Here is a 15,389-nt window from a genome sequence, read left to right as displayed (position 1 = left end):
TCTTCTTGCGATGTCACCCCACCTCTATGCGGCTCGTAGGACTGCTTATTCCGCGCAGACCTCCAGTCGGACAGGTTCGCGACCTGCGCCTCTGGCGGGGCGGCCCTTCGCACCGGCGGGCGGGGGTTGGGAAAATTGACCGGACGCTACGGGCCTGTAGCGTCCTGGGCATGGCTCCTCCCGTCGCAGCCCTCGCCACCCCCGCGATGTTGCGCCGTACCGACCCCGTCCGCGGGGCGGTGGAGCGTCTGGCCCGGACGCTGCCTGCGCGTGAGGACGCCACCGTCCTCCTGGACTTCGTAGAGGACGACCTCCGCGAAGGCCTGGATGCCCTGGGCGACGTGCAGGCGCACTTCTACGACCTGCTCCTGGCCCTCCACCGCGAGACGCTGACGCCGGTCGCCCTGATGAACGCGGGCGAGAACCTGCACGTGCTCCAGCGCCTGGAGGACCTGAACGAGGTGGTGACGCAACTGCGCCGCCGCCTGTCGCAGGCCGCCGGGATGATCCGCCACGGCTGAGGCCGGGCGCTCCCTCGCGCGGGAGGACGCGCACCGAGCGCGCCTCCCGGCGCGGAGTCTCAACCGCGCATCACCACTTGAGGTCTTCCTTGCCCTGCGCCTCCAGGGGCTTCTCACCGGGGCGCTTCACGCCGGACAGCGTCAGCCGCACCGCGCCCAGGTCGATGGCGCCCACGGCGGCCAGCGGGAGGCGGCGGTCGTCGTCGGTGATCCACACGTGCACGTCGCGCGTCTGCGACGGCCGGTCCAGGCGCACAGCGGTGCCGGCCAGGTGCCAGGCGTCGAACTCGCCCAGGGGCAGCGACACGTGCTCGCGCTCCACCACGGTGGCCGTCATGCGCCACATGCGGCGGATGCCGTACACGTCGAAGCACACCGGCAGGTCCTTCTTCAGGGGCAACTGGCGGATGAGGTAGATGGCGCCCGCGACGTCCAGGCCGTCCTTGTCGTAGGCGTAGTCGAAGTGGCCCTTGGGGCGGTCTCCAATCTGGTAGTCCACCTTGACGCTCTTGTCCTGCGCGCCGAAGTCCACGTTCACCTTGCGGCGCTGCTCGTTCTCCACGGCCTCCTCGCTGTAGCGCGAGGGGCGCAGCGTCTTGGGGTTCAGGTAGCTGGTCGCGCTGCCGCGCACCCGGCGCACCTTGGAGAAGAGCGTGTTCGTCTGCGCCTCCACCACCACCGGCAGCGAGCCGTTGGCGGGGCGCTGCACGCGCATGGTGAGCTTGCCCGCCTTCGCGCCCATGGCGTCCATGTCGAACTCGAGCAGCTCCCCCGGCTTGAAGGCCAGCGGCGTGCGCAGCACCGGCAGGCCCTGCTCGCACGGCTTCACCGCGACGACGGGCTCGTCGGGGGCCGGGGTGGAGGACGCGTCGCCGGTGTTCTCGGGAGTCGCCGCGGGCTTCGCCGGGTCGGCGGGGTCCGCCGGCGCCGGGAGCCTGGCGGGGCTCAGGAGGTTGAATGGGCGGGGCTGGGCCTCCTGGGCCTGACCCGGGATGGCGCCAAGGGCGCTGAAGGCGAGGCAGGCCGCGACGAGGGTGCGCATGGGTTTCATTCTGCTTCCTCCCAGGGGGGAGTGACTACGGGGTTCCCCCGGAAGTCCGACGTCCGGAGCGCTTCGCTTGTTCAGCCGATTGCCGCTTCACGATGCGCTCGGTCATTTCCTTGCGCACCGCTTCCCACTCCGCCGGGTCCCGGGAGATTTCGTACCCGGACTTCGCCAGCCGCTTCGCCGCCGTCTTCGCGAAGGCGCCGTCGCCCAGCGACGTGAGCAGGCGCAGGTATTCGTAGTCCTCCAGGCCGTCACGGATGTGTTTCAGCCGCAGGGACACCACGGGTTGGTGCTCCGTGCCGCCCAGCTTCGCGGGCGTGCCCGGGTAGAAGAGGGTGCCGTCGCCGTTGCCGCCGAACTCGAAGAGGTCCGCCCAGACATCCTTCTTCGTGTTGTAGGCGAACACGGTGTCGAAATAGAGCTCGCCGTCCACGCCGCTCTCGAAGGCCAGCGGGCCCATGGCGCGGTTGAGCGGGGCGGGGTGGTCCACCATGTACGAGGCCCAGTCGCTGTACGCCTTGTCCAGCGCCTTGTCCCCGGGCGGGCCGCCCGTGCAGCCATGGGACATACAGCTCTGGTACCACCACACCTTCGCGCGCGACGTCAGCCGCGCGCGCGCGGTCGCGGCGTTGGCCACGTTGTGGCACGTCTGGGGCCCCTCGCGCGGGTAGAAGCAGTTGATGATGGGCGTGAGGATGTCCACGGAGCCCAGCAGCGCCGGGTTCAACGCCGTGGTGACGAGCACCGGGATGTCCGCCCCCGCGTCGCGCACGCGCTGGGACTGCGCCTTCACCAGCGGGAAGTCCGCGGGCTTCGGTTCGTCCTTGGCGTAGAAGAAGAGCTGCGCCTTCCAGCCCTTGTCCGCGAAGTGCTTCTGGAAGGCGCGGTAGTACGCGGACTTCTCCGCGTCCGTGGAGGCCTTGCGGTTGTCACGCACGTCCGCCGTGGTGAAGCGCGCGCCGGAGGGCAGCACGCTCCCGTCCAGGAAGGGCGCCATCTCCGCGTCGTACGCGGTCCAGTCCAGCACCGCGCGGCCGTCCTGGAACTTCACCGGCGGCGGGTCCATGCCCATGCCGTGCGCGCTCACGCGGTGCTCCAGCAGCGCCTTGCCGTACTCGCGCAGGAGCGCCTTCGCCTCCGGCGACTCCGCCGGGAGGCCGTGCCCCTTCGCGATGCTGTACAGCGAGATGCCGAAGCTGTTGGGCAGGGACGACGTCGCGGGGATGCCGAAGGGCTGCACCTCCACGCTGAAGGGAACGGCCGGCAGCTCCTTCCCGTCCACCGCCGCGCTCAGGACCCCCGTATAGGTGCCCGGGGCCTGCTTCGCCGGGACGCAGACCTCCACGTAGACGACCGTCGGATGTCTGGGATTGGCGGGCGCCGACAGGGGCACCAGCGCGTCGGGCCACAGGCCCGGCCTGCCCTCGCCGTTGGAGGGCGTCTTCACGTCCAGGTAGGCCTCGCGCCATGCGTCCGCGGTGAGCGGCGCGCCCGGCCCTTTGAGGGCCAGGGGCTTCATCGTCACGCGCGTCACGCCCTGGGGGAGCACCAACTGCGTGCCCTCGCATTCACCCCGGGCCGCGCTGAGGCGGGCCTCCTTCGCGCCCTTCGGCGTCGCGTCCGGCCGCACCTTCACCAGCGGCGACACGACCTGCACGCCGCCCGGCGCGGCGGAAAGCGCCGCCGCCACTGCCCATGCCCAACCCACGCCCATGCCCCCTGCCTTCCCCTGGTTGGCGGACGACCTGCTCAGTCGCCCGAGTTGTCCGCCCGGGCCACCGCCACCACGCGGCCCGGCTTGTAGTCCGTCAGCTCCGCCACGACGGTGCCCAGCGCGAAGTCCGCTTCGATTCGCACCGGCACCTGATGCGCATCCGCGCTGAGGTACGCCACCATGTCGCGCTTGGATTCCAGCTTGCCGCCGAAGTCGGTGTGCACGCGCACGCGCCAGGCGTCCCGCGCCCCCGCGGGCGTCGTCACCGTCTCGCGGCCCTCCACCGTGGCGCTCATGGTGAACTGCTTGCTGCCGGTGAACACCGGGTACGCATAGGAGCGGCCCACCACCAGCTCCTGGCCGCGCAGCGCGAACGTCGCGCCCGCCACGTCCAGGGTGCCCTCGGGCAGCGTGTGCTCGGACTCGCGCGGCGGGTCGCTCTCCTTCTGCTTGATGACCTTCGCGCCCGCCCCGTCCGCCGACAACTGGATGCGCTGGCGGCGGCGCTTGCGGTTCTCCTCCGAGTGCAGGTCGCTGCCCGTCACCCGCCGGGCGCCCGCGTCCCAGTACGTCACGAAGCGGCTCTTGATGGGATAGACGCCCACCAGGTCGTCCGACTTCGCCGTGGACACGATGGGCCACACGCTCTGGCCCCACTGCGTCATGGGCGCGCCCACCGTCACCGTCGCCGTGCCGGCCGTCAGCCCCAGGTAGCGCACCCGGTACTGGGCCTGCTCACCCGGGCCGAACGCCGCGCCGGTGGGCTCCTGGGCATGCGCCAGCGTGGACCCCATGAGTCCCACCACCGCCGCCGTGAACCCCCACCTGGACAGACCGCGCATCGGGTGTGCTCCCTTGCTTGCAAGTTAGGTGGCCGGCCCGCCCTGGCCAGCCGTGCTGCGCAACCGCCCCCGCCACCGGACATTTCCAGGACGGACGGCCGTGGGACAGCATTCAAAGCCGCCCGGCCGCCCTCCAGACGCGCCAGGGAAAGACTGACAGGTGACGGAAATGGCGGTCCGCAGGGGTACACGCCCGTAAGGGCCGCTGACAAATGGCGGACAGTCCGGCGCGCCTGCCTGGATGCCCGGCAGGGCACCCCCGGACGCCATGCCCGGTGCTAGCGTCCAGGGCCATGGCCAACGACTTCCATTTCGACGACGACGACTTCGCCAAGGAATCGGGCGCCGGCGCCGGCAGCCGTATCTTCAAGGAGTTCGACTGCCCCGGCTGCAACGCCAACAACCCCGTGGACGACACGTTCACCGACGGGGACGAGGTGCGCTGCAACTACTGTGGCTGCGAGTTCAAGGCGCTCGTCAACCAGGAGGGGCGGCTGCGGTTCCGCGAGCTGTGAGCGGGCTTCAGGCGCGCTCGCCGAAGATGGCGGTGCCCACGCGCACGACGGTGGCGCCTTCCAGGATGGCCTGCTCGAAGTCGTGCGTGGTGCCCATGGACAGGGCCGTCAGCGCATGGGCCCGCGCCAGCTCTCGCAGCCGGGCGAAGCCCTCGCGCATCCGCGCCACGTCGTCCGTGGGCGGCGGCAGCGCCATCAGCCCCACCACCTGGAGGTTCGGCAGCTCGCGCACCTGGGACAGGAAGCCGCCCAGCGCGTCCGGGGCGAGGCCGTGCTTGGTGTCCTCGCCGCCCAGGTTGAGCTCCACGTAGCAGGGCAGGGCAGGGGTGCCCGCCCTGCGCTTGGACAGCTCCGTGGCGACGTCCAGCCGCTCCAGCGCGTGGAAGGCGTGCGCGACGCGGGCCACGTACTTCACCTTGTTCGTCTGCAGCGACCCGATGGCGTGCCAGCGCAGGCCGTCCAGGTCCTTGAGCTCCTCGGCCTTGTCCCGCAGCTCCTGGGCGTAGTTCTCCCCGAAGTCGCGCTGCCCCGCGGCGTACGCCTCACGGATGAGCGCCGCGGGCTTGAGCTTGGACACCGCCACCAGCGTCACCGACGACTCCGGCCGCCCCGCGCTCGCGCAGGCCTTCGCCACGCGCTCGCGCACCCGCGCCAGGTTGTCCGCCACGCTGCTCATGGCCGAGCCTCCGTCCAGGGCAGCGGCATGCCCACGCGCCCCAGCAGCGCCAGCGTCTCTCCCAGGGGCAGGCCCACGACGTTGGAGTGGCTGCCCTCGATGCCCTGCACCAGGAAGCCGCCCTTGCCCTGGATGGCGTACGCGCCCGCCTTGTCCAGGGGCTCGCCGGTGTCCGCGTACCAGGCGATCTCCTCCGGGGAGAGCGCGCGGAAGGTCACCCGCGTGCGCACCACCTGGGCCTCCCGGGCGCGGCCCGCCACCGCGATGCCGGTGAAGACCTCGTGGACCCGGCCGGACAGCCGGGCGATCATCCGCCGCGCCTCCTCCGCGTCCCGGGGCTTGCCGAGCAGCTCCGACCCCAGGGCCACGGTGGTGTCCGCGGCCAGCACCCACGCGTCCGGGTGTCGGGTGGCGACCGTGCGGGCCTTCTCCACGGCCAGCCGGAGCACGTAGTCCGGCGCAATTTCTCCGGCCATCGGCGTTTCATCGATATCCGCCGCCGCCACGGTGAAGCGAAGGCCCAACTGGGCCAATAAATCCTTGCGCCGGGGCGATGCGGAGGCGAGAACGAAGCGAGCGGTTGGATCCATGGGCGGGTGCGGAAGGTTTCGCGCTCGCGGGCCTTAGCAGACTTGCGCTCCAGAGGGCACCTCGATGAACCCCGCGGACCTCCTGTCGGCCATGAAGCGGACAGTGGAGCAACTGGCCGCCTACAACGAGATGGCCAAGGCGCTGACCTCCACGCTGGAGCTGCGCGAAGTGCTCGCGCTGGTGATGCAGAAGGTCAGCGCGCTGCTCAAGCCGCGCAACTGGTCGCTCATCCTCCAGGACGAGCGCAGCGGAAAGCTCTACTTCGAAATCGCCGTGGGCGAGGGCGCGGAGGCGCTCAAGGCCCTCCAGCTCAACCCGGGCGAGGGCATCGCCGGGGCGGTGTTCTCCTCCGGCGTCGCGCGGCTCGTCCACGACGTGGCCGGCGACTCCAGCTTCGCGCCCCGCTTCGACGAGGCCTCCGCCTTCCACACCCGCTCGCTGCTCGCCGTGCCCCTGGTGGCGCGCGAGCGCGTGCTGGGCGTGATTGAGCTGGTCAACGGGCCCGCGGAGCCCGGCTTCACGCATGACGACCTCACCGCCCTGTCCGCCATCGCGGACTACGCGGCCATCGCCATCGAGAACGCGCGCAACTTCCGCCGCGTCCAGGAGCTCACCATCACGGACGAGCACACCGGCTGCTTCAACGCGCGGCACCTGCGCGCGCAGTTGGAGCAGGAGGTGAAGCGCTCGGCGCGCTTCCGCCACCCGCTGTCGCTCGTGTTCCTGGACCTGGACCACTTCAAGTCCATCAACGACCGGCACGGGCACCTGGTGGGCAGCGCCACGCTCAAGGAGGTGGGGGACCTGCTCATCAGCCTGGGCCGCCACAACCTGGACGCCGTCTTCCGCTACGGCGGCGACGAGTTCGCGCTGATGTTGATTGAGACGGACACGGAAGGGGCCCAGGTCATCGCCCAGCGCATCTGCGAGGCGTTCCGCGCCCAGCGCTTCCTGCGCGAGCAGGGGCTGGACGTGGCGCTCACCGCGAGCGTCGGGGTGGCCTCCTTCCCAAGGCACGCCACCACCGCCACCGACCTCATCCGCGCGGCGGACTTCGCCATGTACGCGGCCAAGGGCCGGGGCCGGGACCGCATCGCGGTCGCCGAGGCCCCGTCGACGGAGGGGACCCCGCAAGAGGTCCCCTACGCCCGCTCCGGCGGGTGACTACCCCGCGGAGCCCAGCACCGAGTCGATGGCCTCGGTGTTGGTGACGACGTTGCCGCTCTTCTTGAGCGACTTGAGGAAGGACTCCGTCAACTCAATCTGCTTGGCCTGACGGGCCTGGGTGCGCAGCTCGTCCTTGCGCTTGTCGAAGCCCGCGGTGTCCGGCTTCTCGCGCTCCACCACCTGCGCGACGATGTTCGCCTCGCCCACGGTGAAGACCTCGCCCAGCACCACCGGGCCGTTGGCCTCGAAGGTGGCCTTCACCAGGCCCGGCGCCGGACCCAGGTGCGGCACGGAGTCACCCTGCGCGGTGAAGCTGTCCGTCTCCACGGCCTCCGGCTTCGTCTCCGCCTCGAAGCGCAGCAGCGCGGGCTGCTGGCCGGCGGGCACCGGGAACTGCTCCTTCAGGGACTTGCCGGCCTTCGCCGCCGCCAGCGCCTTCTCGGCCTCCGCCTTCGCCAGCCCCTTGGCCTCTTCCTGCTTGAAGAGGGTGGTGGCGATCTCGCCCTTCACGTCCTCCAGCTTCTTGGCCTGGGCCTCCTTCTTCTCCTCCACCTTCACCAGGTGCACGCCCAGCGCGGACTCCACCGGCTGCGTCACTTCCCCGGCCTTGAGCGCGAACGCCGCGTCGGCCAGCGCCGGGTCCCACGTGGTGCGCTCCACCCAGCCCAGCTCGCCGCCCTTGGCCTTGGTGGCGTCGTCGTCGCTGCTCGCGCGGGCCAGCGTGGCGAAGTCCTTGCCGCCCTCCAGCTCCTTGCGCAGGCCCTCCGCCTTCGCCTTCGCCTGGGCCTTCTGCTCGGGCGTGGCGTCCGGGGCCACCTTCACCAGGATCTGACGGGCGCGGATCCGCTCCGGCACGTTGTAGACGAAGCTGTTCGCCGCGTAATAGTCGGCGATCTGCTTCTCGTGCGTCTTCTGGAACTCCGCGAGCTTCGCGGGCGTGGGCGCGGGGACCTTGTCCGCGTACATCGTGGGCAGGAAGCGGGCGAACACCAGCTTCGCCTGGTTGCCTTCCTTCTCGTAGCGGGCGCGGACCTCGTCGTCCGACACCACGGCGCCCGTGCGCACCACGTCCAGCATCTTCTGGGCGGCCATCTGGCGGCGCAGCTCCTGCTCGTACTCCTGCGGCGTGCGGCGGTAGAAGTCGCGCAGCACCTGCTGGTAGCGGGCGAAGTCGAACGCGCCCTCCTTGGTGTGGAAGTCGGTGTTCTCGTGGATGACCTTTCGCAGCTCCTCGTCCGAGGGGGTGATGCCGTGGCGCTCCGCCGACTGGGCGAGCAGCTCCGCGTTCACCAGCCGGTCGAGCACCTGCTTGTCCAGGCCGAACTGGCGGGCCACCGACTCCGGAATGGGGTTGCCCTGCGAGCGCAGGAAGTTCATCTGCCGCGACCAGGCCATGCTGAAGTCGCGAACAGGGATCTCCTTGCCGTTCACCGTGGCGACCGCGCCGGCGGTGGGCGCCTGGCTGCCCGTGTCCGCGAACCCGTTGCTGCCAGGGCCGAACTGGAGCGTGAACACCACGGCGATGCCGATGATGAACAGGAGGGAGAAGACCTTCCGGGGATTCAAACCGTCCATTGTCGTCACTTCACGGTCGGAAGCGCCCGCGAATCACCTTGCGGAAGGTCTCGCGGCGCCGTGTTGTTGGTAGCCCGGCCGGTGGGGATGCATGAGTGTCAACACCCCCTCATCCGGGCCTTGACTGCCTAGGACAACAGACCGGAAAATGCAAGCGATTCAGCCAGCTTAGCCCGCCCCTCTCCCCCTTCCACCCGCGTCCTTCGCCCACCCCGGGAAAGCCCCCGTCCGTGCTGTCTCTTCTCAAGCGGTACCGCCGCTTCCTCCTCGTGGCCGCCCTCCTCTTGTACCCGCTCGGCGCCTTCCTGCTGGGCGGGCGGCGCGGCCGCGACCCGAACTTCGTCGACCGGGGCGTCATCGCGCTCACGGCCCCCGTGCAGCAGGGGCTCACCGCTGGCATCGACGGCGCCGTGGCCGCGGTGCGCAACTACCTGGATCTGCGCGGCGTCCGTCAGGACAATGACGCGTTGCGGCTGGAGAACCTGCAGCTCCGGGCGACGGTGCAGGCCCTGGGCGAGGCGCGCTCGGAGAACGGGCGGCTGCGCAAGCTGCTGGCGTACGCGGAGGCCGTGCCCGGGCCGGAGATTCCGGCGCGGGTGGTGGGCGTCAACCCGGTGGCGAAGCTCCTGTCGGTGCGGATCAGCAGCGGGGAGAAGGACGGCGTGTTCCGGGGCATGTCGGTGGTGACGCCGGACGGCATCGTCGGGCAGGTCATCCGGTCCACGGGCGGCTACGCGGACGTGGCGCTGGTGACGGATCCGCAGAGCCGGGTGGCGGTGCGGGTGCAGCGCTCGCGGGCGCGCGGCACGGCGGCGGGCGCGGGCAACGGCCCCCTGACGCTGGAGAACATGCTGCGCACGGAGGACGTGGAGGACGGCGACCTCATCATCACCTCCGGCACGGACGGCATCTATCCGCCGGGCCTGGTGGTGGGGCGGGTGACGCAGTTGGAGAAGAAGGAGCACGGCATGTTCCAGGGCGCGGACATCACGCCCGCGGTGGACACCAGCCGGCTGGAGGAGGTCCTGGTGGTGGGCAGTCCATACAGTGAGATGACCGCCACCGGCGGGGCCTCCGCGGAGGGCGCGCAGAAATGAAGTTCCTGGTGACCGTCATCCTGGCGTTGGTGCTGCTCACGCTGGAGTCCGTCTTCGTCCAGCAGGCGGGGCTGGTGCTGGGCCGCGTGGACGTCACGGTGGTGCTGGTGGCCTTCCTGGCGCTGCGCGCGAGCCTCACGGAAGGGGCGTGCTCCGCCTTCGCGGTGGGCTACCTCCTGGACCTGATGAGCGGCCAGCCCACGGGCCTCTTCACCTTCCTGGCGGTGTTCACCTTCCTGGTGGGCCGGCTGGTGGCGTCGTTCGTGGACGTGCGGGGGCCCGTGGCCTTCGCGCTGTTCGCCATGGGCGCGGACCTGGGGCACGGCCTCCTGTCCACGTTCTTCACCTGGCTCACGGTGAAGGACGGCTCCACGGCGCCGCTGCTCTCCGGCATGCCGGTGCAGTTGGCGCTCACGGGCGTGGCGGCGCTGCTGCTCTTCCCGGTGTTCAAGCGGTTTGAAGTGGCGCAGGAGCGCCCGGCGGGGTTGCTCCGTTGACGCCTCCGACCATTGGCAACACCACCCCGGGCCGGGACCTGAAGCGCCGCTTCCTGTGGCTGGGCCTGGCCATGTCGCTGGGCCTGGTGGCGCTGGCCATCCAGCTCTACCGGCTCCAGCTCATCCGCCATGAGGAGTACGCCGCCAAGAGCGTGGCGAACTTCGTCAAGGAGGTGCGCCTGCGCGCCGACCGCGGCGTCATCAAGGACGCGCGCGGCACCATCCTGGTGGACAGCCGCCCGTCTTTCGACGCCTTCGTCACGCCCGCCTTCTGCACGGACTGCTTCGAGCAGGTGATTCCGCGCCTGGGCGAGCTGCTCCAGTGGGACCCCGAGCAGCGCAAGAAGATTGAAGACCTGGTGCGCGCCAGCCGCCGCAACGCGCCCTTCCAGCCGGTGCCGGTGCGCGTGGACCTGACGCGCGACGAGTACGACCGGCTCAACGCCCGGCGCGACATCCTGGACGGAGTGGAGGTGGTGCCCGTGCCGCACCGCAACTACCGCGCGGACACGGTGCTGTCGCACGTGCTGGGCTACATGAACGAAATCACCCAGGAGGAGCTGGAGCGCCTCAACGGGGACGGCGCGAAGTACGCGCTGGGGGATTACATCGGCCGGCGCGGCCTGGAGCGCTACTTCGAGTCCAAGCTGCGCGGGCAGGACGGCGTGCGCAAGGAAGTGGTGAACGCGCGCGGCCAGACGATTGAGGAGCTCAACGACAAGCTGGGGGAGAACGCCGTCATCCCTCCCACGGCCGGCAGCAACGTGGTGCTCTCCATCGACATGCGCCTGCAGGAGGAGGCGGAGCGCGCGTTCCCGGGCGTGACGGGCGCGGTGGTGGCCATCGACGTGAACACCGGCTTCATCAAGGCGCTGGTGTCCCGCCCCGGCTTCGACCCCAACCTCCTCACGGGCCGCGTGACGCCGTCGCAGATGGCCACGCTGGCAAGAGATCCGCTTCACCCGATGATCAACCGCGTGGCCGCCGAGCACTACAGCCCGGGCTCCACGTTCAAGGTCGTGACGCAGTTGGCGGCGTTCAAGTCCGGCGCGTTCCGGCCGGAGACGGTGGTGCACTGCTCCGGCGGCTACCGGCTGGGCGCGCGCGTGTGGCGCTGCCACAAGGACAGCGGCCACGGGCCGCTGGACGGCCGGGGCGCCATGAAGGCGTCGTGCGACGCGTGGTTCTACAAGGTGGCGGACACCATCGGCCTGGACCCCATCGCGGAGATGGGCAAGTCGCTGGGCCTGGGCCGCCCCACCGGCATCGGCGTGGTGGCGGAGGTGCCGGGTATCATGCCGTCCAGCGCGTACCACGACAAAGCCTCGCCGGGCGGCTACACCAAGGGCATGGCGCTCAACAGCGCCATCGGGCAGGGCGACGACAACGTGACGCCCCTGCAACTGGCGCTGGTGTACGCAGCCGTGGCCAACGGCGGGAAGCTCTACAAGCCGCAGATGGTGCAGCGGCTGGAGAACCTGGACGGGCAGGTGATGGAGGAGTTCAAGCCGGAGGTGGTGTCCAAGGTGGACATCAACCCCGCGCACCTGAAGGCCATCGTGGAGGGCCTGGAGGCGGTGGCGCAGGAGCCCGGCGGCACGGCGTACCGCGCGAAGCTCAAGTCGGGCCTGCCCTCGGACTTCCTGGTGGCGGCCAAGACGGGCACCGCGCAGGTGGCGCGCATCGGCACCGTGCGCCTGAAGACGCACCAGATGAGCTACTTCGAGCGCGACCACGCGTGGTTCGCCGGCTTCGCGCCCGCGGACAAGCCGGAGCTGGCCGTGGTGGTGCTCAACGAGCACGGCGGCCACGGCGGCGTGGACGCGGCGCCCACGGCGCTGGCCGTGATGAAGAAGTACTTCGAGTTGAAGGCGCAGGACGCCACGTCACCGCCGCCCCGCGCCAACCAGCCCTACACGCCTTCCCTGCCGCCGGCGCCCAGCCTGGATGAAGCGGCGCTCACCCGCGCCGTGGTGCCCCCGCCGCGCGTGAACCTGCCGGGAGAGCCCATCCAGCCGCCCTCGGAAACCGGAGACGACAGTGCAACTGCGGATTGAGCGCCGGATGATGCCCCACGTGCCGTGGGGGCTCATCGTGTGCGTGCTGGGCGTGTGCGCGCTGGGCATCTGGAACCTGGCGTCCGCGTCCCGCCCCCCCATGGCGCCGGTGTGGACCAGCCAGGCGCTCTACCTGGGCGTGGGCCTGGGCGCCGTCCTGATGGTGTGCCTGGTGGACTACCGCTGGATTCAGCGGATGGCCTTCCCCATCTACGTGCTCAACATCCTGGCGCTCCTGGCGCTGAGGCTGGTGGGGCACACGGCGAAGGGCGCGGAGAGCTGGTTCGTCATTGGCCCGTTCCGCCTGCAGCCCGCGGAGTTCATGAAGATTGGCGTGGTGCTGATGCTGGCCAAGGTCTACCACGACGACTTCCAGCCCAATCAGCCGTCCTACGGGCTCGTCCGGTTGTGGAAGCCGGTGCTGGTGGTGATGGTGCCCTTCACGCTGGTGCTGGTGCAGCCGGACCTGGGCACCGCGCTGATGATCTTCCTGTCCTCCGGCACCGTCATCCTCTTCGGCAAGGTGCGCTGGTACCTGGCCGCCACCATCGTGGCGGGCGTGCTGGTGGGCGGCCTCATCATCTGGAACGACTACGTCCGGGAGATGCCCGAGCCGCGCACCACCGTCGTGCGCCACTACCTGAAGAAACACCAGAGCCAGCGCATCTCCGGGTGGTTGGACCCGGAAGCGGACCTGCGCGGCAGCGGCTATCACGCCGCCCAATCCAAGATCGCCGTGGGCTCCGGGGGCCTCACCGGCAAGGGCTGGCGTGAGGGAACCCAGACAGGCCTGCGTTTCCTGCCGGAACAGCACACGGATTTCATCTTCTCCGTGTGGGCCGAGGAGCACGGCTTCTTCTCCTGTCTCCTGTTGCTCGTGCTCTACGGCGGCATCTTCATTCTCGGGTTGGGCGTGGGATTCAACGCACGAGACCGTTTTGGAGCGTTCGTTGCCGTAGGGGTGGTGGCCACACTTTTCTGGCAGGTGTTCGAAAACATCGGCATGGTCATTGGCCTGTTGCCGGTGACGGGCATCACGCTGCCCCTCATGAGCTACGGCGGCTCCTCGATGCTGTCGGTGATGTTGTGCATCGGGCTGCTGGTGAACATCAGCATGCGCCGTCACATGTTCTGACGGCCGCGGAGGCTTCCGATGGTGGTGCAGAGGAAGGGTGTGACGACGGGGAAGGCCGGCACGGCGGTCCGCGGGCCGGAGGACACGCAGGCACCCCGGCCGTTCGTTCCGCCGGTGGGCGCTTCGCGCGGCGTGCCCGTCCCCGCGCCCGGTGCCGCGCCCCGCATTGAAATGAACCAGGGGGAGCCGGAGCACCGGCACTTCCCGCGCGCGCAGTTGGCCACGCACTTCGACCTCTGGGTGGAGGACGGCGCGGGCGGCCGGCGCTTCTCCGCCGGGCTCACGTCCGTGAACGTGAGCGTCAGCGGGGCCTTCCTCGCGAGCACCTTCTTCCTGCCCATGGGCACGGTGGTGCGCACGCGCTTCGCGCTGGAGGAGGGCGCCTCCCCCGTGGAGGCTCGCGCGGAAATCGTGCGGGAGGAGCGGGGCCCGGAGGACCAGGGCCGCAGCGGGTTCGCCCTGCGCTTCCTGGACTTCTCCGGTCAGACGGAGGTGGCGCTCGCCCGGCTCTTCCTGGGCATGCGCCTGAGAGCCTTCACGGAGGACTACCTCAAGTCCCAGCGCGCCCGCTCCCTGCCCAATGAGCTGGAGCGGGTCATCGACGTGATGGCGGCCTGGGAGCTGCTCAAGGCCACCACGCCCGGAGACCCCTGGCGCGGCGAGTAGGGCCCCGGCGTGTGAAGCTCAGGCCGGCTTGCCGGTGGCGATCTGCCTGCGGCGCTCGGCCTGGTAGTGCGCGGAACACAGACCCTTGGAGCGCTGCTCGCGCGTGCAACCGCTCACCGTGCAGCGGCGGTCCATGGGCACCGGCCCGCCCGCCACCGTCTTGGGGGGACGGCCGCGGCGGCGACCCGCCATCACCGCGCCATTGCCCGGCGACGCCGCGACGGCGCCCATGCCCGGCATTCCCGTGTTCAGCGCGCGCAGCATGCCGCGGCCGATGGCATCACCCAGGGCCTCCGCCCATGACGTCAGGGCAGGGGTCAACGGTGCTTGCGAGGTCAATTCTTTGCGAAGGCGTGCCATGAAAACTCCTGTAGAAACTCGCCAATCAAGACAGGCGTGTACTCGCGACTTGTGTCTGTTGTGGCGAACTCTGTCAACAAGACATGTTGGGGTCGTGTTTGACTCGTAATGCAATTTCAATGTCTGTTGAACAAAACACGACGGGAGGATCGTCCGGCTGTCCCAGGAGGGCGTTTGTCTCAAGGGCAGAGAAACGTCTGCGTCAGGGCGCGTCCGTCCCCCGGTACGTGAAAGCCCTTACCGTTGCGGTGAGTTGTCTTTCTACAGACATATCGAACCGTTGGCCGTGTCACGCCCGGGTGTCTGGTTGGGAGCGCGGCCACGGCGTCCCCTCTCACCGGGCGCCAGTCCTGGCGGTGAAGGCCAGGGGCGCCACGGGTGGGAGGGGACGGTGGGGACGGTGGGTGAAGCGGGCCCGTCCCCGGGAACACACGGGCTCAGAGATTCTTCCGGACCACTTCCTCGATGCGCGACTTGGGCACCGCGCCGACAATCTGGTCCACGACCTTGCCGCCCTTGAAGAGCAACAGGGTGGGGATGGAGCGGATGCCATACTTCTGGGGCGTGTCCTGGTTCGCGTCGATGTCCATCTTCGCGAACGTCACCTGGCCCTTGTACTGGGCGGACAGCGCCTCGACGGAGGGCGCGATCGCGCGGCAGGGGGCGCACCAGGTGGCCCAGAAGTCCACGAGCACGGGTTGTTGCGAATCCAGGACCTGCTTCTGGAAGTCCGAATCACCGATGTTGATCACGTCGCCAGCCATGTCGTCACCTCGTGTCTGCTGCTTGAATGGGGTACGTCCTGAGCTTCGCGCCCGGCGGGCGCCTAAGGGGGCGGGAATGCCGGGCCGCTCTGGTGGAACGGATGCCGCATCTGCCCGGGGGTTGCACCCCATTTCCGGGCCCGCCGGGGATGAGGGTGGTGTAG

At 69.9% G+C, this 15,389-nt stretch carries 16 protein-coding genes; 8 read left to right on the top strand and 8 right to left on the bottom strand.

What is annotated here, in order from left to right; genetic code table 11:
- Positions 1-170 precede the first annotated feature (170 nt).
- Positions 171-521 (top strand): hypothetical protein, encoded by a 351-nt coding sequence (locus K8556_RS33190; protein ID WP_223744118.1) that lies wholly within the window; start codon positions 171-173, stop codon positions 519-521.
- A 70-nt stretch (positions 522-591) separates the two neighbouring features.
- Here the strand turns inward: K8556_RS33190 and K8556_RS33185 are convergent, their stop codons facing one another.
- The 3 genes from K8556_RS33185 to K8556_RS33175 are packed head-to-tail and all read right to left on the bottom strand — an operon-like array spanning position 592 to position 4,125.
- On the bottom strand, positions 592-1,572 hold the full coding sequence (locus tag K8556_RS33185) for a DUF3108 domain-containing protein (RefSeq protein WP_223744117.1): 981 nt from the start codon (positions 1,570-1,572) through the stop codon (positions 592-594).
- A gap of 25 nt (positions 1,573-1,597) precedes the next feature.
- Positions 1,598-3,283 (bottom strand): DUF4091 domain-containing protein, encoded by a 1,686-nt coding sequence (locus K8556_RS33180; RefSeq protein ID WP_223744116.1) that lies wholly within the window; start codon positions 3,281-3,283, stop codon positions 1,598-1,600.
- 35 nt (positions 3,284-3,318) lie between these two features.
- Positions 3,319-4,125: a DUF3108 domain-containing protein gene (locus K8556_RS33175; RefSeq protein WP_223744115.1), complete on the bottom strand. Its 807-nt coding sequence runs from the start codon at positions 4,123-4,125 to the stop codon at positions 3,319-3,321.
- Positions 4,126-4,418: 293 nt separating this feature from the next.
- Between K8556_RS33175 and K8556_RS33170 the strand changes: the two genes are divergently transcribed.
- On the top strand, positions 4,419-4,640 hold the full coding sequence (locus tag K8556_RS33170; RefSeq protein ID WP_223744114.1) for a hypothetical protein: 222 nt from the start codon (positions 4,419-4,421) through the stop codon (positions 4,638-4,640).
- A 7-nt stretch (positions 4,641-4,647) separates the two neighbouring features.
- Here the strand turns inward: K8556_RS33170 and K8556_RS33165 are convergent, their stop codons facing one another.
- Together K8556_RS33165 and K8556_RS33160 are read right to left on the bottom strand one after the other, a co-directional pair.
- Positions 4,648-5,316: a YggS family pyridoxal phosphate-dependent enzyme gene (locus K8556_RS33165; RefSeq protein WP_223744113.1), complete on the bottom strand. Its 669-nt coding sequence runs from the start codon at positions 5,314-5,316 to the stop codon at positions 4,648-4,650.
- Entirely contained in the window at positions 5,313-5,906 is a 594-nt protein-coding gene (locus K8556_RS33160) for a nucleoside triphosphate pyrophosphatase (protein ID WP_223744112.1), read from the bottom strand. Before K8556_RS33160 ends, K8556_RS33165 begins: the two co-directional genes overlap by 4 nt.
- A 64-nt stretch (positions 5,907-5,970) precedes the next feature.
- Here K8556_RS33160 and K8556_RS33155 point away from each other — a divergent pair, with 64 nt between their 5' ends.
- A complete protein-coding gene (locus K8556_RS33155; RefSeq protein WP_223744111.1) occupies positions 5,971-7,071 on the top strand; it encodes a sensor domain-containing diguanylate cyclase in 1,101 nt (366 codons plus the stop codon).
- On the opposite strand, the gene K8556_RS33150 is transcribed toward K8556_RS33155, so the two are convergent.
- Complete coding sequence (locus tag K8556_RS33150; RefSeq protein WP_223744110.1) at positions 7,072-8,649, bottom strand: SurA N-terminal domain-containing protein; 1,578 nt, start codon at positions 8,647-8,649, stop codon at positions 7,072-7,074.
- A 230-nt stretch (positions 8,650-8,879) separates the two neighbouring features.
- Here K8556_RS33150 and mreC point away from each other — a divergent pair, with 230 nt between their 5' ends.
- Genes mreC through K8556_RS33125 form a run of 5 tightly spaced genes read left to right on the top strand, consistent with a single transcriptional unit; the run spans position 8,880 to position 14,101 of the window.
- On the top strand, positions 8,880-9,746 hold the full coding sequence (mreC, locus tag K8556_RS33145) for a rod shape-determining protein MreC (protein ID WP_223744109.1): 867 nt from the start codon (positions 8,880-8,882) through the stop codon (positions 9,744-9,746).
- Entirely contained in the window at positions 9,743-10,243 is a 501-nt protein-coding gene (locus tag K8556_RS33140; protein WP_223744108.1) for a hypothetical protein, read from the top strand. Before mreC ends, K8556_RS33140 begins: the two co-directional genes overlap by 4 nt.
- On the top strand, positions 10,240-12,300 hold the full coding sequence (mrdA, locus tag K8556_RS33135) for a penicillin-binding protein 2 (RefSeq protein WP_223744107.1): 2,061 nt from the start codon (positions 10,240-10,242) through the stop codon (positions 12,298-12,300). Before K8556_RS33140 ends, mrdA begins: the two co-directional genes overlap by 4 nt.
- A 7-nt stretch (positions 12,301-12,307) precedes the next feature.
- Complete coding sequence (gene rodA / locus K8556_RS33130; protein ID WP_223744122.1) at positions 12,308-13,435, top strand: rod shape-determining protein RodA; 1,128 nt, start codon at positions 12,308-12,310, stop codon at positions 13,433-13,435.
- A 24-nt stretch (positions 13,436-13,459) separates the two neighbouring features.
- Positions 13,460-14,101: a PilZ domain-containing protein gene (locus K8556_RS33125; RefSeq protein ID WP_370640006.1), complete on the top strand. Its 642-nt coding sequence runs from the start codon at positions 13,460-13,462 to the stop codon at positions 14,099-14,101.
- 18 nt (positions 14,102-14,119) lie between these two features.
- Here the strand turns inward: K8556_RS33125 and K8556_RS33120 are convergent, their stop codons facing one another.
- Both K8556_RS33120 and trxA read right to left on the bottom strand, forming a co-directional pair.
- On the bottom strand, positions 14,120-14,461 hold the full coding sequence (locus K8556_RS33120; protein ID WP_120566465.1) for a hypothetical protein: 342 nt from the start codon (positions 14,459-14,461) through the stop codon (positions 14,120-14,122).
- Between the two features lie 437 nt (positions 14,462-14,898).
- Positions 14,899-15,225 (bottom strand): thioredoxin, encoded by a 327-nt coding sequence (gene trxA / locus K8556_RS33115; RefSeq protein WP_223744105.1) that lies wholly within the window; start codon positions 15,223-15,225, stop codon positions 14,899-14,901.
- Positions 15,226-15,389 lie beyond the last annotated feature (164 nt).

The organism is Corallococcus sp. AS-1-12, assembly GCF_020036995.1.
In the GTDB taxonomy this organism is placed as follows: domain Bacteria; phylum Myxococcota; class Myxococcia; order Myxococcales; family Myxococcaceae; genus Corallococcus.
This window is presented reverse-complemented; position numbering and strand designations above follow the sequence as displayed.